Source organism: Bacillus norwichensis (assembly GCF_014836955.1).
GTDB classification, from domain to species: Bacteria; Bacillota; Bacilli; order Bacillales; family Bacillaceae_C; genus Siminovitchia; species Siminovitchia norwichensis.
Window position 1 is genome coordinate 103,115 of sequence record NZ_JACSPV010000007.1, and the last position, 25,097, is coordinate 128,211.

Genomic DNA, 25,097 nt, shown 5'->3' on the forward strand with positions numbered 1-25,097 from the left:
TCTATTTTGCGTTTCAAATTTTTAAGTTTAGGTAAAATAAACTCAACTCTTATATTTTCAAAAAACGTCTGACAGATATGAAGCTGCCCCAAGCGCCGATAATGACGCCAATCAGCAACAATAGTCCGATGATTTCATAAACAAATGGTGAGTACGAAAGCGGCTGAATCACCTGGTTTGGAATACGCGCGGCCAAAAAATCAAAGGCATAATAGTAACCTGCCGCCACAACTGCAATTGGAATAATCGATCCGATTAATCCAAGCCACATGCCTTCAAATAGAAATGGCCAGCGTATAAACCAATTCGTCGCTCCTACTAGTTTCATGATCTCAATTTCTCTACGTCTTGCAAAAATAGTGATTTTAATAGTATTGGAGATTAAGAACATAGCAGTGAACAGCAATCCGATAATCAGAACTAATCCGATGTTACGGCTTGTCTTTAATGTATTGAACAATTTTTCTACTCTTTTTTCTCCATAGACTGCAGAATCCACAAAATCAAGAGAATTGATTTTTTTTGCAACTACTGGAGTGTCCGTCGGTTGTTTTGTTTTTACAATAAAAACATCGTGCAACGGGTTTTCCTGTTCATACAGCTTCCAGTCTTTCCCCATCGTTTTGATCAAATGGTCGAGTTCCTGTTCCTTAGAAGAAAAAGTAACCGACTCTACCTGATCGATTTCTTCAATTTTTTTCTGGAGTGCTTCCTGGTTCTCTTTTGACACTGACAATTCTACGTGTGTTCGAATTTCGACATCATTCTCAATATCTGTGGCAAATTTATTCATATTCAGCATGATGACGAAAAAAACGCCAACCAGCAGCAACGTGACGGTGACTGCACTTGCGGAGGCGAAGGTCATCCATCCATTGCGGCGCAGACTTTTGAAGCTTTCACTCAGATGGCGCCGAAACGTCCTAGCTTTCATAACCGTATTCCCCCTGCTGTTCATCACGGACAATGATTCCATTCTCGATGGCAACGACACGGTGTTTGATCGTATTTACGATTTCACGGTTATGCGTCGCCATAATGACCGTTGTACCCTGCATATTAATTTCTTCCAACAGATTCATAATTTCCCAAGATGTTTCAGGATCCAAATTCCCCGACGGCTCGTCCGCTATAACAACTTTCGGATTGTTGACAATTGATCTTGCAATCGAAACCCGCTGCTGTTCCCCTCCAGATAACTCTGATGGCAACATGCGGACTTTATGCTTCAATCCGACTAAAGCCAATACCTCCATAACCCGTCTCTTAATTTCTTTGGGTGACTCTTCAATTACTTCCATCGCAAAGGCGATATTTTCAAAGACTGTAAGAGTTGGAAGGAGTTTAAAATCTTGGAAAACTACTCCTACATTGCGACGTAAATGTGGAACCTCTCTATTTTTAAGCTTAGACAAATCCACTCCATTGACAATGATTTTTCCTGAAGTGGGCTTTTCTTCCCTGTATACCATTTTGATAAAAGTCGTCTTTCCAGCTCCACTGGGACCTACTATATATACAAATTCACCTTGATTAATCAGGATGTTTAAACCGTTTACAGCAATAATACCGTTTGGATACTTCTTGCTCACATCCTGCATCTCTATCATATAAACCACCTTACTCCTTTAAAAACAATTATTCGTTATGTACTGTATCCAACATTGCGACATGGTGAAAATCCGCCTGACAAGTAGATTAGTATTCAAAGTGCGGCTTGTCCTGTAAAACCGCAGGTTATGAAAAACTCGTCATATTATATCGAAATTTAAACCCAGACCTATTATAACACTTGGGACCCATATTTTAAGGGATATTTATATTACATTTGTGTTTCAAACTGTCATATTACAGTAATAATCGATAATATTAGATATTCATACAAAAACTGCTGGTCCAGTAAAAGATTTCCTTAGAAGAAAAAACGATTAAAATGCGACTTTTGCAAAGTTTTGTTATTAATTTTTTTCGTGATATTAGAACACATATTAAGTTAAAAAAAGCTGTACGAATCAAAAACTGTTGGCTAAATAGACTTTCAAAATACACTTTTGAAAAAGACGTTTTTCGAAGTTCATATGAACTAGGATAAAAGTCACTAAAAGTCATTCAACCTTTCTTCCAGATATCCGATTAGGTCTTTTGTATCATTTTTCTTCCAGAGAACATTTCACTCTACAAATGGAGTAACCATCCCCTGACACACGTTTTAAAGCTAAAATTAAAGAAGCACTTCCAGATCTTTATAGCAAAATATTTCGCGATTATATACAGTAATCAAATGTACCTTGGCGTATTTGTGCTCAGATATTATCAAGTCCTGCTCGATGAATTCCCTTTAAAAATCTGTGGCATCCGCCAGGGTTTGAACCTAACACTAAATGGAATACCTCTAAGCTTTCATCCCTCCACTTACAGAGGTCGGAGATTTCTGCTGATTAAAGTAAAGCGCATCGACGCGTTGTATCAACGTCATCGTAAAAATGCAATTTTTCGCTAATTTACTTTCTTATCCCAGCATTATTTTAGAAACGATCTGGGGTATTTTAGTAGCAAAAATTAAAAAAGCTTGTAGAGAAGTGTCACCTGCTTCCTCTACAAGCTGTGGACAAGCTACAGCTTATCCCTTAAATTCCATTACTTTTTCTCAGCCAGCCATGCAGCAACTTTGTCTGCGTCGTCACCTTTGATAATGCCTGCTGGCATTCCTGGTTTACCATTGTCGATTACATCATGAATTTCATCTTCGCTTAAAGAAGCACCGATTTTATCAAGTGCAGGACCATTGCGTCCTTCCAGGTTCTCACCGTGACAGCTTGAACAGTTTTGCTGGAAAATAGCTTCAGCGTCATTTGTGGCAGTTTCTCCGCCGCCTTTATTTCCGCCGCCAGCATTGTCATTATTATTGCCGCCACCACAGGCAGCCAGTCCGATGGCCAGTCCAGTACTCATTACAAGAGCCAACATTTTTTTCTTCAAGGTATACATCTCCTTATTAAAAATGATGCTCTTTTAGTATACCAATAAAGCAACTTTTTTAAACCAATAAGGATACCACAATTTCCTTTTAATGGAAAAATAGTGACAACTATTCGGCCTCTTACAGACGGGAACGCAAAAACGCATTTATGAACATATCAATATCACCGTCAGTAACCGCTTGGACGTTTCCGACCTCTGTATTTGTCCGATGATCTTTTACCATGGAATACGGATGGAATACGTAGGAACGTATTTGGCTTCCCCACCCAATTTCCTTCTGCTCTCCGCGGATATCAGCAATTTGTTTTTCTTTCTCTTCAATTTCACGCTGGTGCAGCTTAGACTTCAGCATTTTCATTGCACTTTCGCGGTTTTTAATCTGTGAACGTTCATTCTGGCACGTCACTACAATACCTGTCGGCAAATGAGTGATCCGGACAGCTGAGTCAGTTGTATTGACATGCTGTCCCCCTGCACCGCTGGAGCGGTAAGTATCGATTTTCAAATCTTCGGACCGGACTTCAATTTCAATATCTTCATTGAGCTCAGGCATCACTTCGCATGATACGAAGGAGGTATGCCGTCTTCCTGAAGAGTCAAAAGGAGAAATTCGAACAAGACGGTGAACGCCTTTTTCGGATTTCAAATATCCATATGCATTGTGTCCTTTAATCATGAGTGTCACACTTTTAATTCCGGCTTCATCTCCCGGAAGATAATCAAGAGTTTCAACTTTAAATCCATGCTTTTCAGCCCATCTCGTGTACATGCGAAGTAGAATCGAGCCCCAGTCCTGAGACTCCGTCCCGCCAGCACCTGGATGAAGTTCTAAAATAGCATTGTTTTTATCATATGGCTCGCTTAATAGAAGCTGAAGTTCAAACTTGTCAAGCTTATCTTTGAACTCCACTAGGTCGCTTTCAAGCTCAGCCTCAAGGTCAGGATCGTTCTCTTCCTTCACAAGCTCATGTGTGACTTCAAGATCCTCCTGGGTTTCAAAGAGGGCCTTGTATTCTTCAACCAAGTCCTTTAAACCATTGGCCTCGTTGATAATAGTCTGTGCAGCCGACTGGTCATCCCAAAATGACGGATCAGCCATTTGTTCGTCCAACTCTGCAATTCTTGTCTCTTTTTCCTCTAAGTCAAAGAGACCCCCTAAAGTCAGCTAATCTCTTAGCCGTATTTTCCAATTCGCTTCTTATTTCAAAAAGTTCCATGCTACCACCTCTGATGTTTTGTATTTATTTTATCCCATCGGCCGCTTTAATTAACTAAGACGGCCGTGGCACTGTTTGTACTTTTTTCCAGAACCGCAAGGACACGGATCATTGCGTCCGACAGTTTCTTTGCGACGCACAGGTTTCTTTTTAGTTTTTCCGCCTTCCTCTTTCGGATTGACAGCCTGCCCTTTCGCCACTTCTTCCCGTTGTAAATTGTTACGGATTTCTGCTTTCATAATATACTTTGCAGCGTCCTCCTCAATGGAAGCCACCATATTTTCAAACATGTTAAATCCTTCGTTTTGATATTCGCGGAGCGGATCAATTTGTCCGTACGCACGCAGATGAATTCCTTGACGCAGTTGATCCATTGCATCGATATGGTCAATCCATTTCGTATCAACCGCTCTGAGAAGGATGACTTTTGTGAATTCACGCATTTGATCAGGCGTCAAATGTTCTTCTTTTTCATCATAACGAGCTTTGACTTTTTCAAAAATAAGCTCAGCCATTTCTTCCGGATCCCTGCGTTTTAAATCGTCGATGGTGATATCTCCTTCTGGAAGGAGGTTCGCATTGACATAATCAACAATCCCTTGCAGATTCCATTGCTCTTCTTCTTCATGATGAGGCGTGTGGGCATCAATTGCACGTCGAATGACAGTTTGAATCATTGTTCCTACGATGTCACGAAGATCTTCCGCTCCCATAACCTCGTCACGCTGTTTGTAGATAATTTCGCGCTGCTGTCTCAAAACATCGTCATACTGCAGCAATTGCTTACGGGCATCAAAGTTATTTCCTTCTACACGTTTTTGTGCAGACTCGACAGACCTGGAAACCAGGCGGCTTTGAATCGGTTCGGAATCATCCATTCCAAACTTTTCCATCATCGATTTCAAATTATCAGTCCCGAATCGGCGCATCAGCTCGTCTTCCATCGAGAGGTAAAATTGAGTAACCCCCGGATCTCCTTGACGACCAGAACGACCTCGGAGCTGATTATCTATTCTCCTGGATTCATGGCGTTCTGTTCCAATAACAGCTAGACCTCCAAGTTCCAAAATGCCTTCCCCAAGCTTAATGTCTGTTCCCCGTCCAGCCATATTGGTCGCGATAGTTACAGCGCCTTTATTTCCAGCTTCTGCAATGATTTCCGCTTCACGCTCATGGTTTTTAGCGTTCAACACATTATGTGGAACTTTTCTCTTTTTAAGTAATGAACTGATTAGTTCAGACGTTTCAATCGCTACTGTACCTACAAGAACTGGCTGTCCTTTTTTATGTCGCTCAGCGATATCATCCACGACCGCCTGGAATTTCCCGTTCATAGATGCATAAATCAGATCAGGCCGATCATCCCTGATAATTGGTTTATTTGTAGGAATCGCCACAACTCGCATATTGTAAATATTGCGGAACTCCTCTTCTTCCGTTTTTGCTGTACCCGTCATACCAGCAAGCTTTTCATACATACGGAAGTAGTTCTGAAAAGTAATTGTCGCCATTGTCATCGATTCATTTTGAATATCGACGCCCTCTTTTGCTTCAATAGCCTGATGGAGGCCATCGCTGAATCGTCGGCCCTTCATAAGACGACCGGTGAATTGGTCAACAATAACGATTTGACCTTCTTCGACGACATAATCAATGTCATTATGCATGCTCACATGTGCCTTTAAAGCTTGGTTAATATGGTGATTCAACGTTACATGTGAAATATCAAACAGGTTGTCAATATGGAAAGCGCGCTCCGCCTTATTAATTCCTTCTTCTGTCAACTGAACGCCTTTCGTCTTTTCATCGTACGTATAGTCTTCTTCTTTTCTCAAAGTATTCACAAAAGCATTCGCTTGAAGATAAAGCTGGGTAGATTTTTGAGCTTGACCAGAAATAATCAGTGGTGTCCTGGCTTCATCAATCAAAATTGAATCCACCTCATCAATAACCGCAAAATGGAGCGGCCTTTGAACACGTTCTTCCTCGTAAAGCACCATATTATCGCGCAGATAATCGAATCCGAACTCATTGTTCGTACCGTATGTGATATCTGCTTCATATGCTTCTTTTTTCTCACTCTTGGACATGCTATTCAGATTAAGCCCTACAGTTAGGCCCAGAAATTCATATAATTGCCCCATCTCTTGGGCATCACGACTAGCAAGGTATTCGTTCACTGTAACAACATGGACGCCCTTACCTGTCAACGCATTTAAATAAACGGGAAGAGTCGCCGTCAGCGTTTTACCTTCACCCGTTTTCATTTCTGCGATATTCCCTTCATGGAGCGCAATCCCCCCCATGAGCTGAACAGGGTATGGATACAGTCCGAGAACACGACGTGCTCCTTCACGAACTACAGCAAACGCTTCAACAAGCAGGCTGTCAAGGGCTTCTCCTCCTGCATAACGGCTTTTGAAGCGATCTGTTAATTCACGGAGCTCATCATCGGATTTCTTCTCCATTTCAGAGCCAAGCTTTTTAACTTCTACTGCCATTTTATCAAGACGACGTAATTCACGTGTGTTAGAGTCAAATAATTTTGTTATGAAAGCCATCATTTTTTATATTACTCTCCCTTATATGGTCAAATACGGGCGAAAATACATATTTGGTTCTGTTTTCATGTGCATTAGCGCACATCATCTTTATATTTTAACATTAATAAATAGTTTATGACAATAACGCGCGAGAAGGCGTCTATATGAATTCGATATAAGTTCGTTTTGAACGAACGGCGAGCTGAATATGATGATTAAGGCTGGCCTGTTTGAAAGATATTAGGATGTAGAGAGGTCAGGAGATTCTAGACTTTTACAGTTACGCGTCCTGATTCAAGATTATTGAAGAACCGCTACACAAGCGCCTGTTTTTCGACGTACAGACTAAGCTGTAGAAGACAAGGGGCGACGTTCGGCGGAGAACAGTCCAGCGTTCTTTTACTTATTTGGCTGCCCGAAGCGACCTCGAGTCCCTGTCGTCTGCAACTAGACAATAGTGATTCCACCGAGGTAAAGGAAAAATGAATATCGTCGTAAAGCTAGACGAACGGCGAAGGAGGCGTAGTTTGCCTTCAGCGATTGGCTTGATCTCGAGCCGATGACCGACAGGCTTAGGACGAGATACCCGGCCGCTTCGCCTGCACTAGTACTTCCTGTACTTCCTAGCTAGACATAGAAAAACTTAATTCTTACAAAATATTCCACCTGATTTCATACTTTATTTACCATTCAAAAAAACACGCTTCCTCCTAATAAAAGAAGGTTGCGTGTTTTAAGTTTCATTCAGTTTGTTTCAATTAGGCCATACTTTCCATCTTTACGGCGATAAACGATATTTGTTCCATTTGTTTCCGCATCAGTGTAGATGAAAAAGTTATGACCAAGCATGTTCATTTGAAGTACGGCTTCTTCGCTGTCCATCGGTTTCAAATCGAATTGTTTTGTCCTGACAATGTTCAATTCATCTTCGTCTTCCGTTGTTTCAGCAGTCGCGCCGTTCACTCCAGTTGCAAACAATTGTTGCAAGTCTCCTTTTTCACGGAACTTGCGATTTACTTTTGTTTTGTGTTTGCGAATTTGACGCTCAAGCTTATCTACAATCAAATCAACTGCAGCATACATGTCATCGTTCACTTCTTCAGCTCTTAAAACAAGCTGTGGAAGTGGAATTGTTACTTCAACCTTAGATTTTTTATCAGGGTTTACTTTTAAATTAACATGCACATTTGCATCAGGAGTTTCGATGAAATATCGCTCTAGCTTGCTCACTTTCTTTTCTACGTGATCTCTAATTGCCTCAGTTACCTCGATGTTTTCACCGCGGATTTGATACCTTAGCATATAAACTCCTCCTTTAAAGGCTATGTATATATACTTCTATATCATACCTCAGAATCCTGCAAAAAAAAGCGAAAGTTTTTGTCGAAATTCTGAGAAAGGCGGCGATTCCTGAACTTAAAATCTAAAGTCCTTCGGTAAAAGTCGATAACAGCATTATTGCCTTTTATCATAGAAAACACCGTCAGTTTGCACCTTAGTATAGGGGTTAGTGTACCGTGCCGCAGATGTCTTTTTTAAATCAACTGCATTCAAATCCCGTATAATATGCTTATTGAGTTCCTTCAGCAAAAATGCCAATTCTTTATTAAGCTCTAGTAGTTCTTTACCAGCTGCTCTTTCTTGTGATGAAAAAGGAGGTTGGATCTTCGGAAGCAGTTCCTCTCTCTTAGCGAGCATTTCCTCAACTTGACCTATAATCTTTTCACGCTTGACTTCACCCATGTTATTTACTCTGTCCACTAAGCCCTTTGTAATGGCCAAGCATTCCTGAACAGCACTCATCGATTCACACTTTCCAGAGAAGCTTGCTGGCGCTGTCTATTCAATTGAATAACCTGTTTCCATGTATCACGAAATTCCGTCATTATTTCTTCGACTTCTTCAAGAATGGAAATATCCTGTTTGATATTTGCTTCCACTAGGCGTCTGTTTGCGTACTCGTATAAGGAGTGCATATTTTTGGAAATCTCGATGTCCATATTTAAAGTTAAAATCAGTTCGCTGATAATATTCTGCGCATTTTGGATGTTTGTGTTCTTCTTTTCTATTTCCTTACTCTCTATCGCTTGTTTTGCCAAATTGATAAATTTGAGGCAACCATTATACAGCATCAGTGTCAATTCTCCCGGTGAAGCAGTTGTGACTGAGTTGTTTTGGTATGCTTCATACGGATTCCTGCTTGCCATATTTCCACTCCTAACATAAATAGTCCTACATTCCGCCAAATTGCTGCATCAGATAAAGGGATTGATCGTTTGCCCTTTGGATGGCTTTTTCCATGGCAGTAAATTGCCTCCACAGACGTTCTTCCTGCATTTTCAGCCTTGTTTCAAAGCTGGCGATATTTTTATCGACAGATATTAATTCTCTTCCCAAAGCAAACTGTTGATTCTTAGAACTTGCACGGCCAGCCCGATCCTGGATTTTGGTAATCGAATCGTTCACCGAATCATATAACTTGTGGATGACTCCACGATCAGAATCGTTGGATCCGGTACCTCGAAATAGATTTTCTACTGCGTCCGGATCTTTTTCAATTGCTTCCTTCAATTTTTCTTCATTAATTTCCAGTTTTCCGCCATCAAGATAATTCTTTGTTGTTGTGATTCCAATCGCAGATAGCTGCTTGAACAATCCGTTTGTTTCGACAGTACTATACATATCCATCCGCATATTTGTCAAAACGCCGGATAATAATGGATCACCCTTAAGGAGTCCGCTCCTGGCAAGGTCTTCCCATTTTTCCTGCTGCCTGTCTGAGAGCCCTTCACGCTCATCATCAGTAAGTGGGAGATAGCTTCTATTGCGCTCTTCATTCAGTTTTTTATTGATATCGTCAATCAGCGCATTGTATTGATCAACAAACTCTTTGACTGTTTTTAGCACGCCTTCCGAATCGTTGGAGACGTTAACCGTAATCGGAGAATCTGTCTCCTTTAAAGTTTGTTTTAATGTAATCGTTACACCGTTCATGGAAAATGTATTGGAATTCCGCTCAGTTTCAAGACCATTGATGGTGAAGATGGCATTTTGTCCACCCTCTTCATTACTATTTTCAAAATTTAATACTTTGTTAATTACCCCGCCGGAAAAAAATATTTCATTACCATCAGTGTTAAAATTCCCTGTTTCTTTTCGTGTCATCGTAATCTTTTTTGTATGCTCATCGAAAAACATCGTAATTCCAGCAGAGGACTCATTCACTTTACGTATAACATTGTTTAAAGACTCATTTCCAGTAACAAAAATTCTCTCATTGACTTCACCCTTAGATGTATGGGCCCCCACCTCAAAGTATGTAAAGTTTTGGCTGAAAGTTGTTGATATCTTTGTTCCTTCCGGCGGCAGTTCTTCCGGAGGTAGTTCAAACAAAATGTTTCCATTTTTCAGATCTACTTTTCCAAGTATATCATCACCATTTTTTAGCACTCCAAAGCCATTGTTATCAGTGCCATCCCATACATATGTAACTGCCTCGGTACCTTCACCCACTGTTACTGAAAGGCTGGATAGCGCCCCTTTCCCAAGGCTGATCATATTCTGATCTTTACCAAGAGTATGATTGACCGTTTTTTCTTTAAGAGCATAATCAATCTTTACAGAGCTGTCCTCTGGTAATTTTTCATTTTCGTTAAATGTTAATTTACCATCTTCTATGAGAACTTGTCCTTCTGCAGGTTCTCCTGCCGTTATCACAGTAAATGACTTCCCGTTTACACTAAACGTGCCTGGAACAATATCATTTCCATTCAGGTCTAATTCAATTTGACCGCCTTTGACCTGAGAGTGTTTTGTTTCTGCAACACCTTTTTCCCATGTGACATCAGCAGAGTCTTTCAGTTGACTCCAAAAACTTCCGGTTGCACTAATCTCAACCTGTCCACTGACCCGATTAGCAGCCGTCGCCAATTGTTCCACCTTCGAAACCGTATACGAAGCCTGCGACGCTCCACTCGTCACTGTGGCCGATATTTTCTCTTCATTCGTAGAAGACACCATCCGCGCTCGGTAATTACTTGTCAGTTTCAACTGGCCCAATTGGTTACGAAAGCCAAGCAGCATTGTGTTGATCGTACGGTAATCGTCCCGCTTCCATTCAAGAATTTGTTTCTGCTGTTTCATTTTATCAAGAGGGACTCGTTTTGCCCCCATCATATCTTTAACAAGCTGATCTATGTCCATCCCACTAGCTAATCCGCCAATCCGCATATTGGTCACTTCCTTTTATTTCCTATATTTTTTTATCTACAAGGATACCAATGGCATTTGCCATAGCCGCAAACATATCAAGAAGCTTTTTGGGAGGAATTTCCCTTACCACTTCCTCAGTATCTTCATTTACGACTTTTACATAATATTTATTTAACTGGTCATGATACTCAAACTTCAAATACTGCTTCGATGTTTTTAGGTGACTGTTCGCAAATGCTACCGCTCTTTCAAGCAATGCTGTCGCATCTTTTTCCGAAAGCTCGTATGATCGTTCCTTCGATGTGGTTGACTCCCGGTTGGACTCACCGCTGCCGATGACAGAGCGTACAGGCATCACAGTACCGTCAACTGGAAGCCTTCCTCCGATTGATCCAATCATCCTCTTTCTCTCCTTCGGTAAAAATTAAATTCTTATGGATATTATCGGCTTGAATTTAAGATTCTTTATAAAGAATCTCCCAAAATCTATGAGAAAGGCCCATTTTGCTGTCCTGCCCATGATTCTAACGCCCTTTTATAAGTCATTTGCATAGGATAAGTTGAACATTTCAATAAAAAGATGAGGTGGACCTAATTTGAATCATTTATTATCATGATCCATACGGATATCCAATAATGACAATGCAGCGTGGAGATGAGAGAATTTGGGGAAGACCATGGGGATGGGGATTCGGAGGGCCATTTTTTAGGCCATGGGGATTTGGCAATCCTTTTTTCCATTTTTCTGGTGAAGAAAAATTTGGAAACCGGATAACTAATTTGTCCGGTTTCGCCAATTCCAACAAAAATTTCCCAGGAAATGCTCACTTTTTGTCTAATCTCCATTCAATCATCTATCTAAAGTGTACTATAATGATAGCCAACACAATTATGGATGTGAAAATAATGAAACAGATAGCCTTATCTTGGAGTGGCGGAAAAGATAGCTGCATGGCCCTTCATAAGTTGAATAGCGAAAACATGAAGGTTGTTTGCCTGATGACAACCGTTCCACAAGAAACCAGCAAAACATTTGCACATAATGAAGACGTGAAAAAGATTAAAGCTCAGGCTGATTCACTTGGAATCCCGATCGAGTTTATTCATTGTACATATGATACATATACAGATGATTTTCTGAAGGAATTAAATAGGCTGAAAATCGAATATAAGCTAGATGCTGTTGCGTTTGGAGACATGTATTTAGATGGACATAAGGAATGGGGGCAAAGCCTTGCAGATGCAGCAGAGTTGGAAGCTTTTTATCCTTTGTGGTCTAACAAATCAGAAATGCTGCACGCTTTGAAAAGATTTGTAGACACTGGTTATAAAGCCGTAGTCATTAAAGTACGAGAGGATTTGTTACCACCCAATTGGGTCGGACGTCCGCTCAATGACCATTTTATAAAAGACATCAGTGAAAAGGAAGTTTGCCCAATGGGAGAATCAGGAGAATACCATACATTCGTATATGATGGCCCGTTGTTTAAAAAAGCAATCTCATTTCATTAATCCTAAAATCAGCCTAGTTATTTCACCAAGAGTGAGGAATATATAAACATACATTTCTATGCCTATTACCATGGCAAGAAGTCACGCTCAGGGAGATCGGGACAAAACTGGGCAAATTTTAAAAAGCGCAAGAAATCAATTTAGAAATGTTGATTTCTTGCGCTTTACTAATGCGATTTAGTTAATTTTTCTTGATCAAATGCGCCTTGGCGTATTTGCGCCCAAATTTTTTCGAGCTCCGTTCGATAAATTCCCACCGAAAATCTGATGCATCCGTCGGAGGCTTTAACTTTATTTAACCTGGGTTTGAACCTCACTGACTGGAATACCATTATACTTTCATCCTTACTACTCACAGATGCAAGGACTTCTGCTGAATGAAGTTAAAAACAATATGTCCTAAAATTTATTCGTTTGGAAACCAGCCCACAGGCTCTACAGCAAGGTTAATATTGATCTGTTTAATCTCTTGGAAATCTGCCAATCCATATGTTCCAAGACTGCGTCCAATTCCGCTCTGTTTGTATCCGCCCCATGGAGCTTCCACATATGTCGGATGATACGAGTTAACCCAAGTTATCCCGGCACGCACTTTCTTGATAACACGTAATGCTTTGGCTCCGTCATTCGAGAAGACACCACCAGCAAGTCCATAATCTGTGTCATTCGCAAGTTTAATAGCTTCCGCTTCATCTTTAAACTTTTGGATGGTTACTACTGGGCCAAAAATCTCTTCCTGAACAATTCTCATGTCAGAAGTCACATCTGTAAATACAGTTGGCTCAATGAAAAATCCTTGATCCAAGCCGTTTTCAGTCAAGCGGCGGCCTCCGCAGGCAAGTGTAGCTCCTTCTTCTTTACCAATTTCAATATAATTCAAGATTGTGTTCATTTGACTTTCACTGTTAATAGCACCTACTTGGGAAGCCTCGTCCAATCCAGGACCAACTTTAATTTGTTTGGCACGTTCAACATAGCGTTCTACAAACTTATCATAGATGCTTTCTTCTACTAAAATCCGACTTCCGGACGAACACACTTGACCAGCGCCAAAGAATATCCCAAATAACCCATAATCAACAGCTGTTTCAAAGTCAGCGTCAGCAAAAACAATATTTGGAGATTTTCCGCCAAGCTCAAGTGAGATTTTCTTCAGGTTACCTGCGGCTGCTCTCATGATTTCGCGCCCGACCTCAGTGCTTCCAGTAAAGGAAACAAGATCAACGCCTTTGCTTTCAGCAATTGTTTGTCCGACAACAGAGCCTCTCCCCATGACAAGATTGACAACACCTTTTGGAACGCCGGCTTCCTCAATGTACTCAACCAATTTCATAGCAGTAATAGGTGTTGATTCAGCTGGCTTATACACAATTGTATTTCCAGCTGCCAAAGCAGGAGCAATTTTCCATACACTCATCAACAGTGGAAAATTCCATGGTACAATAAGTCCTGTCACTCCAACAGGTTCCCTGACAACCATAGCCTGAACGTCTTCAGGAACTTGGTATGTCTCACCTTCAGGTGCTAAAATCAATCCGGCATAATAACGGAAGCATGTAGCAGCATCTGCAATATCAAATTCCGCTTCGGATTTCAATTTTCCATTATCCATAACTTCTAGTGTGACAAGCTCATCAAAATTCTCATCAATTTTATCCGCGATTTTATTTAAATAAGCAGCACGTTCATGAGTTGTCAGATCTGACCAGACACCGCTTTCAAACGCTGCCTTTGCAACAGAAATTGCTTCTTCTGTTTCTTCTTTTGTAGCTCTCGGCGCTGTAGCAATGATTTCCTGGTTCGCAGGATTAATAACTTTATTGATATCTGAGTTAACTGAATCTCTCCACTCACCGTTAATATAATTTTTCAATTCGATTACATTCGTCTTTACTGTCATTTTGTCCACCTCGTATGTTGTTATATTTTTAAAACTAGTTTTTCTTCCTTTGCTCTTGAACAGCATGTCAAAATGCTATTTCTTTCCGATCTTTCTTCATCACTGAAAAAGATATCACGATGATCCACCGCTCCTGATACAACATCCACTTCACATTGTCCGCATCCGCCAGCTCTACATGAGTAAGGTGCTTCTACCCCTGCCCCCAACAGTGCTTCAAGTAAAGTTTGTTCCTCAGTTACTTCAATTACCTGGTTGCCTACCTCGACTACAAATGGATTTTTTGGTCCAGTATCATTTGCAAATAGTTCAAAATGAATAGATTTTTCAGGATACCCATATGATAAAGCGGCATCCTTGTACTCAGTAACCATAGAAACAGGTCCACAGAAATAAACATGGCTTCCAATTCTATGATCCTTCATCGTTTCAGGTGTCATTCTATCAGGCTGTTCACTTCTTGAGAAATAGAAAGTACACTTTCCAGGATATTTTTCATTCAGGTAATTGTAAAAGGCACAACATTCCTTTGTACGCGCTGCATAATGAAGCTCGAAGGTTTTACCTTGGGCCTCCAAATCAGCCATCATCGTCAAGAATGGAGTAATCCCAATCCCCGCAGCATAAAATACATGATGTTTCGCATGGAACCCTAATGCAAAATGATTTTTTGGGAAACTGGTCCGCACCGCATCCCCTTCTTTTACATGATCATGCCAATAGATAGAACCGCCTCTTGAATTGGCATCACGGTTAATGGAAATAGAATAGTGGGTTCGTTCAGTTGGATGGCTTACCAGGGAGTAATCCCTTTCGATAACCTCAGCCCCTGTATCTACATACGTTGTGATATGCGCTCCACCGGTAAATGCCGGCAATAATTTTTGATCTGCTGGATAAAGATAGAAGCGTTTGACGCTGTCTGTTACCTGTTCGATTTTTTCTACAATCATTTCAATATTTCCATATACTCTCAGCACTTTATCTCAGTCCTTTCTTCTGCTGTTAATTTGGATTGAATGGATATCCGATGTAACCTTTACGGACTTTTGAGAAAAATGGTCCAACTTCCATATGGATACTGCAGTGTGGGCACTGGACCTCATCATCGTAAGTGGTTTCACTTGTGTTATAGCATTTGACACAATAGACGTAACGTTTTGTAGGACCGTATATGATCACCTGAATTTCATCTTCTGTAAAGCCTGCTTCCACTGCCTCGGTAAAGACTGTAACAGCATGTTCCCAATCTGCTGCAATGTATAATTGAGTACCCATTTTTTGACTATAGAGAAGGACTCGCAAATCCTGAAGATTTATAGAATCTGCTAATTCCAGAGTTTCATACTGATCATGCGCATGATCCTCCATTGTCTGAGCGATGTCTTTAGCAGCTTTTTGATCGTAAACGATCAGATGCTTTCTCCTTTTATGCTGAAAAGTAAGTTCGTCTTTTATTGTTTCTGATTGATCATATAATACTGGACTACTATACAAAGTGCTCCTCCCTTTCTACTGAGTTTTATTGTTGTACTTTCATCGTCTCAATCAAGTTTTTCAAGTATTCAACTGACTGAGGCAAAAATGGTGCCATTCCCTTGTATTCCGCCATCTCATCCGGAATATCCGCAAGGTTGAAATAGGTAATCTCCAGCCAATCAGGTCTTTTCACAAGGTCTTCTAATGGCAAGAACTGAGTATCAAGAACAAATAGGACTGCATTGCTTCGCGGCATACGGATGAACCATTGCTCTTCAACGCGAAGATGTACCAGTTTTCCAGCATTTTCATTGGTCACTTTCTCTCTCTGAGGTCCCCAGACATCCATTGTTTCATAGTTTACATCCCAGCGGTCTGCCATTAGGTTCCAATTGACTCTTGTTCTCGGTGCTCCAGGTTCAATCGTCAATAAAAATTTGCGGATTCTATCTGTCAAGTGCACTCCGTCTCGACTCTTAAACGGAACTGGTCCATGTATTTCATTAAAACTCATTCCAAGATTCCAGTTTGGAGAGAACAAAGCTGCAAAAGACTCTTGGGCGACTTCAAGGTAAAAGTTATCATCTCGATTGACCATTAACATAAAGTCATTGTGGAAGTGACGGCCAATCATGTCGTAAGGCTCATACGAAAGGCTGGATTCATCCCCGAAAATGAAGTTTTCCGTTTCCCCAAGAATATGGTTGGTGAAAGCCCAGTTATCCCCGTCTATTTCAACACTGAAATGTTCAGGATATTTGTCTGTTGCCAAACCAATGAGTAGTTCAACAAACTCCCATTGCATTTCCATTGTGTGTGGAAACGACTGGTAACGGACATCTGGTTGTTTCTCCAACATTGCTCTTTTTCTTCTAATTTGCGCCTCATATTCCGGAGCAATTTTCATGAAGTTCACTTTGTCCTCTGGCAATGCCACCAGGTCGTTGGAATAGCGGTAAGTCTTATCTTTGAAATTGACAAATGGAAATGTAAACATATCTAAATTTGTAGATTTATACATCTGATCTTCCTCCTTTTAACTTCCTGTCTCTTCTAACGTTTCATTTAAGAGGGCCGGCTTCATATCGGATTCAAATCTCCATTCACTTTCAAGCCCTAAAATTTGCGAAGCTAATCTCAGATACTCGATTTTCCGAGCCTGGTTGTCTTCTTTGGAAGCTATTTCTTTCAATGCAAGAATGGGTTGGCGAATCAGCTGGCTGGAAATCATCTTCGTAAACTTCTGGATGACTCGTTTCTCCCCATCCGTTAAATCTGGTAGTTTATTTTCAATATTTTTGAAGGCTTCAGCTTCTATTCGTAAAGCATTTTCCTGCAGTTCCTGTAAGAGGCTTGTAATCGGAAGCGTTTCTTTCCATTGGTTAAATACTTCCAATTCTTCTTTAATCATCCCTTTGATCTTTTGTCCTTCTTCTATTCTTCTTTGACAGTTTGAATCAATCATTTCCTTGAAATGATCCAAGTCATATAAGTGAACGTTTTCAATGTTGGCTAAGTCAGGGTCGATATTTCTTGGGACCCCCAGGTCAATCAGATAAAGAGGGCGCTTTCTTTTTGAGATAGAACCAAGTATCCTTTCCAAATGAATCAAGTAGCTTCTTTTGTCAACGGAACAGATAACAATATCGACCCGATGCATCGAATCAAAACAATCATCTATCGTGCAGGAATTGCCACTAAAGATATCTGCCAATTCTGTAGCACTGCTGAAAGTGCGATTTGCAAAAAGCAGATTCCTACATCCATTTGACATTAAATGTTGAGCGGTCAATTTGCTCATAGTACCTGCCCCAATAATCAAAACTTGTTTTTGGCCCAAACTGGAAATCTTTTCTTTGAGAAAATGAACCGCCGCAGAACTGACAGATACAGCTTGCTCTCCTACCCCAGTCGCTGTATGAGCCTTTTTACCTAAGGTAATCGCCTGTTTGAAAAGCCAATTAAATACTGTTCCAGTACTACCCCATTTTTGACTTTGAAAAAAGGCATCCTTGACCTGACCTAATATTTGGGTTTCGCCAATTACTAAGGAATCCAGACCACATACAACTGTAAATAAATGACGAACAGCTTCATCCTCTACTTTCACATACAAGGCCTTCTCAGCCTTCCTCACGCCTTTATTTACCTTCTGCAACAGAAGTTTTTTTATCATTCCTTCCGCCAAGTACTGACGATCTGTAACCGCATAAATTTCTGTTCTGTTACAGGTGCTGAGCACAACACATTCTTTAATAAGGCTGCTGGAAGTTAATCTCATTTCAAAATTCATTTTCTCTTCATTATTGAAGTGAAGCTGTTCCCTTACGGACAAAGAAGCACTATCGTGATTTAGCCCAACAACCAAGACAGCCAATATTCCCCCTCCTTCCAGTCGATTGCATTCATGAAGCTAACAGTATTGAAAAGGAATCTTTGTCTTGTAACCTACACTTCATACATAATGCAATTAGCGTGCCAAAACCTTCGCGAGTTAAAAACCACTATATATTCGCCTTTTTACTTTTTGGAAACTCCCATCTCAATTTCATTTTTTAAATTTCCATTCAAAAACGAAATTTTACGAATCAAATGCACCTTGATGTAGTTGCGCCCAGATTTTGTCGAGTTCCGCTTGATACATTTCCTCGGAAAATCTGTGGCATCTGACGAATGAAGTTAAACAGCACTTTTTCCTTTAGATACCAAGGTATCTTCTTTCATTACTCGATCTGTTTTGAAAGAAAAGATGAATTTTGCCGAAATATAATAACTGATTCCCGCGGAAAAATACGCTGGTATCCCGGCAGAAATATAATAGAATAAGCCGCTTGATGTATCCATCACAGGATTATATAAGCTCCAATAAACAATTGTACCGACGATAAAACTGACAATTGCGGAAGGATTCACTCCACGCCAATAATAATAGTTCCCATTTGTATCATATAAGTCTTTAATAGATAGTTTCTGTTTCTTCACAAAGAAGAAATCCGAAATGACGATTCCGCCAAACACGGCCATAATGTAGGCAATCACTGTAATGAAGGAACCGAAAGCTTGATAAAAAGATGCACTTAATAGTAACAATATAGTTGGTATGGCTGTTCCCATGGCAAATTTCCAAGACTTCTTTGGAAAAACAGTCTTAAAGCTAATCGCTTGCGAGTACATCAGAAAAGTACCGGCAGTGATGTTTCCGATTGTAAGTAATACAAGGCCAATGGCTCCAGCCCATGAACCTGCAATAGCAAACATCCAATCAGTTGGTTCTACTGATGCAACCACTATTGCTGATAAGGCTCCAAAAATAACCGCAATGTTGACGATAACACCATAGCTGAAAAATCCCGCTCTGAAAGCTGTCTTTTCATTTTTGGCTAGCCGAGCGTATTGTCCAAGGTATGGCAGCCAGGAAAATCCAAGCCCTACGTTTATTTCTAAAGCCGTAACAAACGAACGTGTATATTCTCCAGGATAAGGTTCAGCTGGAGTTAAGCCGAAGATTTTAGTTAAACCTATTCCAAATATCAACATTAAAAACAGCCCTAAAACAACAAGCAAAATGGCCGGTACACCAATGAGGTTGAACTTACGCATAACCAGCGGCCCTTGAAATGTTATGAAAAATACAATGGCAAAGACAATGATGGCAAAGAACGGAGCCCCCGTTTTACTACTTACAAAAAAACCAGGAAGACCTATGACGGAAGCAATCTTCACTAAAGCTTCACCAGCCATGAAAAAGGCTACTGACATATATCCAATCGTAAGTAACGTAAAAATGAAATAAAAAATATTTGAACCTAAATAGCCAAGTGCGCTTCTAAACCCAATAAATGTATCAACTCCAAACCTGGCAAAAAGCAGAATGATAGGTGCAATTAAAAAGAATGGAATGGCATTCCCAAATAAAACAGCCGCTAACGACTCCTTTGCATTCAGTAGCATGCCAGTATAGCTGCCGGTAAGTATACAAATACAGGAAATCCCAATCCCTACTTGGATGAGAACCAGATCCCAAAATCCAAACACCCTGTCATTTTTTTGTGCAGGCAGAAAACCGAATGCCACATCTTTAGAAATAGCAGAATTGTTATCTTTACTCATTTGAACCTCCAAATTTTAATTTTTTTAATATATTCTGGTGGCGTTGAACGTTCGCTGCCTTAACAGATAGAAAGCGCCTCCAAGCATTTGTTAAAAAATAACCGTTAATAAGAAGACGCAAAACCCTCCTACTGTAACGATCTCCGGCATAGCATCCACCTTCGTCATTTTTTTAACACTTGATTCCTCCTTCTCGTAATCCTGAATTCTTCCATGAAGATCCGTATATAGATTTTTCACAAACTCATTCGAAGACATCATATTCTTTTCAATCATGCTTTCTCTTTTCAAAAAAATCCCCCCAATCATTTATCAAATACTTATATTGCAAGTATCATGCCATATTGAAAACCTTTACATTTAGGGAATGCGGGAAAATTCGAGTTGCATTTATGAATTTTTCATTTAAAATTGAAATCACTACTCTCCTAGAACAAAGTACCTATAAAGGATGTGGGAACGGTATAATGAATAGTTCATCTTTAAAATCAAATCATTCATTTGTAAACGTTTTAAAATCTACTCTTCTAAATATTTATGACGAAGTCATCATCACAGATCATCAGGGAAAAATCGCAGAAAATTTTGGGGAGATTGAGAATCTATGGAACGATAAAACCAACCTTATCGGGATGAACTTATTCGAGATTGAAAAACAAATCTTTTATGAGGAAGAACCATTGGATGAATTCAAAAATGAAAATAAGAGATCTGCCATCAAAACCTCCTGGAATAATCAAAGAATTCTTATTACCTATTATCCAGAAAACCGGATAGGTGATATAGATTATATAACATGGGGGTTTAAAGTTCTCTCAAGGAACGATAATGTTTTGATGGAAGACCAAGCTGACGAAGACATTGATTTTTCAAAAGCATCAGCAAAGGATACATCAAGATTATTTATCGTCAAAAGTCAAAAGATGATGACTGTTTTAAACACAGTGGAAGTCGTTTCAAAAGTTTCCTCTTCGGTTCTATTATTAGGGGAGTCCGGAGTGGGGAAAGAAGTGATTGCACGAGCCATCCATGACTTAGGACCAAGGAAAAACCAACCTTTCATTCCAGTAAACTGCGGAGCCATCCCTGAAAATTTATTGGAAAGCGAATTATTCGGGTATGTAGAAGGAGCATTCAGTGGAGCCAAAAAAGAAGGCATGCCAGGCAAATTCGAACTTGCCAATCATGGCGTGCTTTTTCTTGATGAGATAGGAGAAATGCCGCTCAATCTTCAAGTGAAATTGCTCAGAGTTCTTCAAGAAAGAGAAATTACTCCCTTAGGAAGCTCCAAACCAATCAAACTGGATATTCAGATCATCACAGCTACAAACAAAAACCTGAAAACACTTGTTGAAAAAGGGGCATTCAGAGAAGATCTATATTACCGTTTAAATGTCATTCCTATTGAGATTCCGTCTTTAAGAGAAAGACTTGAAGAGCTTCCATACCTGATTAACTTCTTTTTGCACAAATATAATCATTTGTATGACCGGGCAGTTCAAATTGATCAGGATGCCATTGACTTAATGTCCATATATGAATGGCCGGGAAATATTAGGCAGCTTGAGAATACAGTCGAACGAATTGTAGTGACAAGTAAAGGCCCAACAGTAGATGCATCCGCTGTACAAGAATATGTGCCACTTGACCAAGAAATAATGAAAGCACCTCCTGTATTTGAACATCTCATACCGCTTCAAGATGCAATCGACCTTGTAGAAGAGCAACTAATCAACATGGCGATGGAAAAATATAAATCAATCAAACTTGCGGCTAAAGCATTGAATCTCAGCCAGCCAACCATGAGCAGAAAGTACAAAAAGATTCTCAATAATTTATCCAAACAAAACATCTCACCTTCCGAAAAAAGGAAAATACTTGAAGACCAGCTAAATAACCGATTACGTTCTGTCGCCATAGCCACTGCAGCTATCATAGAACCTGAAGAAGTTAGTGATTTAAAAAGAAACCCCACCACTAATAATCCAATTTTCAAAAAAATCCAGACGCAGCTGACGATGATTAGAAAACAAGAAGGCGGAATTAAATGGTCTTTTATTTTCGACATTCTCGACAATAAGAAATTCAGGACTCTTGTGGCTGATAAAGATTTCGTAATGGAACCTGGAGAATCGTATGATGGATCAGAGGAATTTATGAAAGTGGCACGTAATGCAGTAAAGGGAAGAGTTGAAGTAACTCCTGTGTATAAGGACATTTTTGGAGAGTGGAAATCAAGTCTGGCACCAGTAATGGACCACTCTGGAAAAGTGATTGCTTTAATCGGATATGACTATAGCAAAGAATACATTGAATCAGAATTAAAAAAGATGGGAAGCGTGCTGAAAATTAATCTTTGAAGCAGGTTTTAGCGCATCCTTTTACCAGCTTTTGTGTTTCCTCAAAAACAAGAAAATCAGCGATGAGGATATTTGGGGAAAGATACGAAACCTCTTCCAAAAGCTAACTGCCAACTACACATAAATACACTAAAAAACCGGTTGCTCAGCGGTCCTAACTTAGGCGATCGGCATGGCTATGAATCGTTATTTTACAGAGACGGTCAAACTTTTGCCATAAACAGTTAAATATTGAAGACAATCCCTAAAAAAAGGAGAAAGAGTGAGATAGAAGGAGAAAAAGAGCTGTGACGTTCGCTTTCATTATCATTGTTTTCGTTTTCATTAAAGTATTCTGACTTTGTTTATTACAAGTCAAAAGTTGATAATGAAGTTACAATGATGATGAAAGAGGGTAGGTTAAATGAAGACTTTCATTAATAGCCTAGTCAACAAGTACGAAGGTTTCGTATGCGTCAGAACAGCTCGAGTCTTAAACAAACGTAACTAAGGATTTAGCGCTTAAACACCTAGATACTGCACATAGATATTCATCGAGTCAAGTCCTCTTGGACTTGGCTTTTTTATATGGAATGAACGCTTCCACTAGAAGCACTCTCAAAATGCGCTTCTTTCTTTTAAAGAGAATATGTGTTATCGGCGGCATAGACAAAGATAAGGGAATGTGAATGAGCAGGCTCTCCTTCATTATCTTCTTATAGCGAGCGGGCTGGTGAGGACATAATCGGGCTTTCAAAGGCACGGGTAATGAGCAATAAGGTGGTCTTCCGTATTTTCCGGTATAAAAAAAGAAGGATTTATTGTCCTTCTTTTTAATCATCCTGCTAACAGTTTATCTAAGCTTTGATTGCCGCCTCGTTCAAATGCTCTGCAGATAATGCAACGCTTGAGGTGGACTGTTCAATTTCATTCACCACATGAATCAACTTATTCATTTGTTCCTGAACTTTCGATACAGTTGTACCATTCTGTTGAATGGACTGCACAATTAACTGAAAGGACTCTCGGGTATCTGTTGAGGTTGAAATACTGGCCTGGACAGCATCCTTCACCTGCTGCAATGACTCCTCGACCTGTTGCTTGTATGTATTAGCAGTAGAAATTAGTTTATGGATTTGGTCAATGGATCTTTTGGTTTGTTCTGAGAGTTTTCGGACCTCCTCTGCCAAAACCGCAAATCCCCTGCCATGCTCACCGACCCGCGCCGCCTCTATCGCGGAATTTAAAGCTACTATGTTCGTCTGCTCCGCAATGTCCTGAACAAGGTGGATGACATTTAAGATTTGATTGGAAGATTCACCTAATTGATGTATATTTTCTATCATTTTCCGCGAAAGCATCTCCATAAAGTTGTTCTTTTGGAGCAGTTCATCCAATTTCTGTTGGCCTTCATTTGCATGTTTATTTGCCATTATCGCCTGTTCGTTGCTTTCTGAAGTAGTCAGGCTCACATCATGTATATTTGAGCTTAACGCTTCAACAGAGACTTCTGTCTGCTCGGACAACGCCAGCAGTTCCTCACTTACTGCTGTCATTTTGTTTTTTAGAAAAGTCTTACCTTCTTCGAACTGAGACTCCAACCTTTTCATATCATATGCTTCAAGCACAATTTGCTGTTCCAGGCTGAAAATTTTGTTAACTGCTGCCAATATAGGGGCATAACTTTTACGATCTTTAATATTATCCAAAATGAGGGAAACTACGGACTTCTGTACATTCTGAAACGCCCCCATATACCAAGTCGACTCGAGTCCAATTCGAAAATGAGCTTCAGCAATCCGAAAACGTTTTTCCAAAAACGCCTGATCAATCTCCCCACTAAACAGCTCAACAATATAGATTTTCAATGTTTTTTTGAGTCGCTCAACCGTGCTGTACTTTTTTATAATATCTTTCAAGTGATCCACCCGCAAAATGGAGACATAAAAATCTTCAACCAGGTGGTTAATGTTTTCTTCCACCAACGGCCGAATATCCTTTACACGTTTTAGATCCTCTTCGGTACATTCCATCATGTCCATTTTTTTCTGTAAAGAAGCCTCTTTTACAAATAATCTTGTGCGCATTCCTTGTAAGTCATTTGTACTGCTCTCCTTTTTCGACCTGGCCATTCCTAATAAACTTAACACTGTCCCTGCCTCCTTCGTTAGTCTCCTCTCTCATGGTGCAATATTATCCAGAAAATTTTCTATTGTTATAAAAAACATTATATATGACATGGTTCGTTTTTACTACAAAAGTTTGTAAACATTCTGTATATTAAGAGTGACATTTTGATTTTATTCTAGCCCAGTTATGAAATCTTAGATAACAGTCTTAAAAATCTTGAAAAAACAAGTAAATGTAAGATAAATGAAGAAAAACATTGATGACATTCGCTTTCATTATCATTGTTTTCGTTTTCATTTAAGTATTCTGACTTTGATTATTATAAGAAGAAAGTTGATAATGAAATTACAATGATGATGAAAGAAGGTAGGTTAAATGAAGACTTTCATTAATAGCCTAGTTAGCAAATACGAGGGTTTCGTACGAGTCAAAACAGAACGTGTCTTGAACAAACGTAGCTAAGGATTAAGCACCTAGATACTGCATATAGATATATTCATGAAGTCAGGCCTTTGTAGGCTTGGCTTTTTATATTGAATGCCAGATTGATAAAGCCACAACAGAAGAGGATTGGAAAACGTCCATCCAATCCTCTTGCTAATTTTGAAATTAACTTATTCATTATAAACAATTATTGTTTGTACAGCCTTTAGGGGTTTATTCTACTGTAAAT

The 25,097-nt window shown here is 39.8% G+C and carries 20 protein-coding genes; 2 read left to right on the forward strand and 18 right to left on the reverse strand.

Annotated elements, in window-relative coordinates; translation table 11 throughout:
• Positions 1-49: 49 nt before the first annotated feature.
• The 10 genes from ftsX to flaG all read right to left on the reverse strand — a co-directional run bounded on the left by ftsX (position 50) and on the right by flaG (position 11,354).
• Positions 50-934: a permease-like cell division protein FtsX gene (ftsX, locus tag H9631_RS06090; RefSeq protein WP_191810958.1), complete on the reverse strand. Its 885-nt coding sequence runs from the start codon at positions 932-934 to the stop codon at positions 50-52.
• On the reverse strand, positions 924-1,610 hold the full coding sequence (gene ftsE / locus H9631_RS06095) for a cell division ATP-binding protein FtsE (protein ID WP_191810960.1): 687 nt from the start codon (positions 1,608-1,610) through the stop codon (positions 924-926). Before ftsE ends, ftsX begins: the two co-directional genes overlap by 11 nt.
• Before the next feature lie 1,027 nt (positions 1,611-2,637).
• A complete protein-coding gene (cccB, locus tag H9631_RS06100) occupies positions 2,638-2,979 on the reverse strand; it encodes a cytochrome c551 (protein WP_191810962.1) in 342 nt (113 codons plus the stop codon).
• A 121-nt stretch (positions 2,980-3,100) separates the two neighbouring features.
• A protein-coding gene (gene prfB / locus H9631_RS06105) for a peptide chain release factor 2 (protein ID WP_225220892.1) occupies positions 3,101-4,199 on the reverse strand; the annotation gives its coding sequence in 2 pieces (ribosomal slippage) (positions 3,101-4,135 and positions 4,137-4,199; 1,098 coding nt in all).
• Between the two features lie 50 nt (positions 4,200-4,249).
• Positions 4,250-6,763, reverse strand: coding sequence for a preprotein translocase subunit SecA (gene secA, locus H9631_RS06110; protein ID WP_191810966.1), 2,514 nt, complete (start codon positions 6,761-6,763; stop codon positions 4,250-4,252).
• A 723-nt stretch (positions 6,764-7,486) separates the two neighbouring features.
• A complete protein-coding gene (gene hpf, locus H9631_RS06115) occupies positions 7,487-8,044 on the reverse strand; it encodes a ribosome hibernation-promoting factor, HPF/YfiA family (protein ID WP_191810968.1) in 558 nt (185 codons plus the stop codon).
• Positions 8,045-8,197: 153 nt separating this feature from the next.
• Complete coding sequence (locus H9631_RS06120; protein ID WP_191810970.1) at positions 8,198-8,545, reverse strand: flagellar protein FliT; 348 nt, start codon at positions 8,543-8,545, stop codon at positions 8,198-8,200.
• On the reverse strand, positions 8,542-8,949 hold the full coding sequence (gene fliS / locus H9631_RS06125; RefSeq protein WP_191810972.1) for a flagellar export chaperone FliS: 408 nt from the start codon (positions 8,947-8,949) through the stop codon (positions 8,542-8,544). Before fliS ends, H9631_RS06120 begins: the two co-directional genes overlap by 4 nt.
• Positions 8,950-8,974: 25 nt before the next feature.
• The gene (gene fliD, locus H9631_RS06130; protein WP_191810974.1) at positions 8,975-10,972 is read right to left on the reverse strand and encodes a flagellar filament capping protein FliD; all 1,998 of its coding nucleotides are present in this window, start codon (positions 10,970-10,972) and stop codon (positions 8,975-8,977) included.
• Positions 10,973-10,994: 22 nt separating this feature from the next.
• Positions 10,995-11,354, reverse strand: a complete 360-nt coding sequence (flaG, locus tag H9631_RS06135; protein ID WP_225220893.1) for a flagellar protein FlaG — start codon at positions 11,352-11,354, stop codon at positions 10,995-10,997.
• Positions 11,355-11,590: 236 nt separating this feature from the next.
• On the opposite strand from flaG, the gene H9631_RS06140 reads away from it, so the two are divergent.
• Positions 11,591-12,466 carry a Dph6-related ATP pyrophosphatase gene (locus tag H9631_RS06140; RefSeq protein WP_225220894.1) on the forward strand — a complete coding sequence of 292 codons (876 nt, stop codon included), beginning with the start codon at positions 11,591-11,593 and terminating at the stop codon, positions 12,464-12,466.
• Positions 12,467-12,872: 406 nt separating this feature from the next.
• On the opposite strand, the gene H9631_RS06145 is transcribed toward H9631_RS06140, so the two are convergent.
• The 7 genes from H9631_RS06145 to H9631_RS06175 form a co-directional block, all read right to left on the reverse strand.
• On the reverse strand, positions 12,873-14,366 hold the full coding sequence (locus H9631_RS06145) for an aldehyde dehydrogenase family protein (RefSeq protein WP_191810976.1): 1,494 nt from the start codon (positions 14,364-14,366) through the stop codon (positions 12,873-12,875).
• Positions 14,367-14,386: 20 nt separating this feature from the next.
• Positions 14,387-15,346 carry a PDR/VanB family oxidoreductase gene (locus tag H9631_RS06150; protein ID WP_318246776.1) on the reverse strand — a complete coding sequence of 320 codons (960 nt, stop codon included), beginning with the start codon at positions 15,344-15,346 and terminating at the stop codon, positions 14,387-14,389.
• A gap of 25 nt (positions 15,347-15,371) precedes the next feature.
• A complete protein-coding gene (locus H9631_RS06155) occupies positions 15,372-15,863 on the reverse strand; it encodes a dimethylamine monooxygenase subunit DmmA family protein (protein WP_191810978.1) in 492 nt (163 codons plus the stop codon).
• A gap of 25 nt (positions 15,864-15,888) precedes the next feature.
• Positions 15,889-16,866: a heme-dependent oxidative N-demethylase family protein gene (locus H9631_RS06160; protein WP_191810979.1), complete on the reverse strand. Its 978-nt coding sequence runs from the start codon at positions 16,864-16,866 to the stop codon at positions 15,889-15,891.
• 15 nt (positions 16,867-16,881) lie between these two features.
• Entirely contained in the window at positions 16,882-18,222 is a 1,341-nt protein-coding gene (hemA, locus tag H9631_RS06165; protein WP_191810981.1) for a glutamyl-tRNA reductase, read from the reverse strand.
• Between the two features lie 302 nt (positions 18,223-18,524).
• Positions 18,525-19,955, reverse strand: coding sequence for a purine-cytosine permease family protein (locus H9631_RS06170; RefSeq protein ID WP_191810983.1), 1,431 nt, complete (start codon positions 19,953-19,955; stop codon positions 18,525-18,527).
• Positions 19,956-20,045: 90 nt separating this feature from the next.
• Positions 20,046-20,246: a hypothetical protein gene (locus H9631_RS06175; protein WP_191810985.1), complete on the reverse strand. Its 201-nt coding sequence runs from the start codon at positions 20,244-20,246 to the stop codon at positions 20,046-20,048.
• A 176-nt stretch (positions 20,247-20,422) separates the two neighbouring features.
• On the opposite strand from H9631_RS06175, the gene H9631_RS06180 reads away from it, so the two are divergent.
• A complete protein-coding gene (locus tag H9631_RS06180) occupies positions 20,423-22,315 on the forward strand; it encodes a sigma 54-interacting transcriptional regulator (RefSeq protein WP_225220895.1) in 1,893 nt (630 codons plus the stop codon).
• Between the two features lie 836 nt (positions 22,316-23,151).
• On the opposite strand, the gene H9631_RS06185 is transcribed toward H9631_RS06180, so the two are convergent.
• A complete protein-coding gene (locus H9631_RS06185; RefSeq protein ID WP_191810989.1) occupies positions 23,152-24,444 on the reverse strand; it encodes a protoglobin domain-containing protein in 1,293 nt (430 codons plus the stop codon).
• Positions 24,445-25,097 lie beyond the last annotated feature (653 nt).

Excerpts from the sequence above, each read along its gene's own strand:
- H9631_RS06145 (WP_191810976.1), bottom strand. The coding sequence starts at position 14,366 with ATGACAGTAAAGACGAATGTAATCGAATTGAAAAATTATATTAACGGT.
- ftsX (WP_191810958.1), bottom strand. The coding sequence starts at position 934 with ATGAAAGCTAGGACGTTTCGGCGCCATCTGAGTGAAAGCTTCAAAAGT.
- ftsE (WP_191810960.1), bottom strand. The coding sequence starts at position 1,610 with ATGATAGAGATGCAGGATGTGAGCAAGAAGTATCCAAACGGTATTATT.
- hpf (WP_191810968.1), bottom strand. The coding sequence starts at position 8,044 with ATGCTAAGGTATCAAATCCGCGGTGAAAACATCGAGGTAACTGAGGCA.
- H9631_RS06170 (WP_191810983.1), bottom strand. The coding sequence starts at position 19,955 with ATGAGTAAAGATAACAATTCTGCTATTTCTAAAGATGTGGCATTCGGT.
- H9631_RS06140 (WP_225220894.1), top strand. The coding sequence starts at position 11,591 with ATGACAATGCAGCGTGGAGATGAGAGAATTTGGGGAAGACCATGGGGA.
- fliD (WP_191810974.1), bottom strand. The coding sequence starts at position 10,972 with ATGCGGATTGGCGGATTAGCTAGTGGGATGGACATAGATCAGCTTGTT.
- secA (WP_191810966.1), bottom strand. The coding sequence starts at position 6,763 with ATGATGGCTTTCATAACAAAATTATTTGACTCTAACACACGTGAATTA.
- H9631_RS06120 (WP_191810970.1), bottom strand. The coding sequence starts at position 8,545 with ATGAGTGCTGTTCAGGAATGCTTGGCCATTACAAAGGGCTTAGTGGAC.
- fliS (WP_191810972.1), bottom strand. The coding sequence starts at position 8,949 with ATGGCAAGCAGGAATCCGTATGAAGCATACCAAAACAACTCAGTCACA.
- flaG (WP_225220893.1), bottom strand. The coding sequence starts at position 11,354 with ATGATTGGATCAATCGGAGGAAGGCTTCCAGTTGACGGTACTGTGATG.
- H9631_RS06180 (WP_225220895.1), top strand. The coding sequence starts at position 20,423 with ATGAATAGTTCATCTTTAAAATCAAATCATTCATTTGTAAACGTTTTA.
- H9631_RS06160 (WP_191810979.1), bottom strand. The coding sequence starts at position 16,866 with ATGTATAAATCTACAAATTTAGATATGTTTACATTTCCATTTGTCAAT.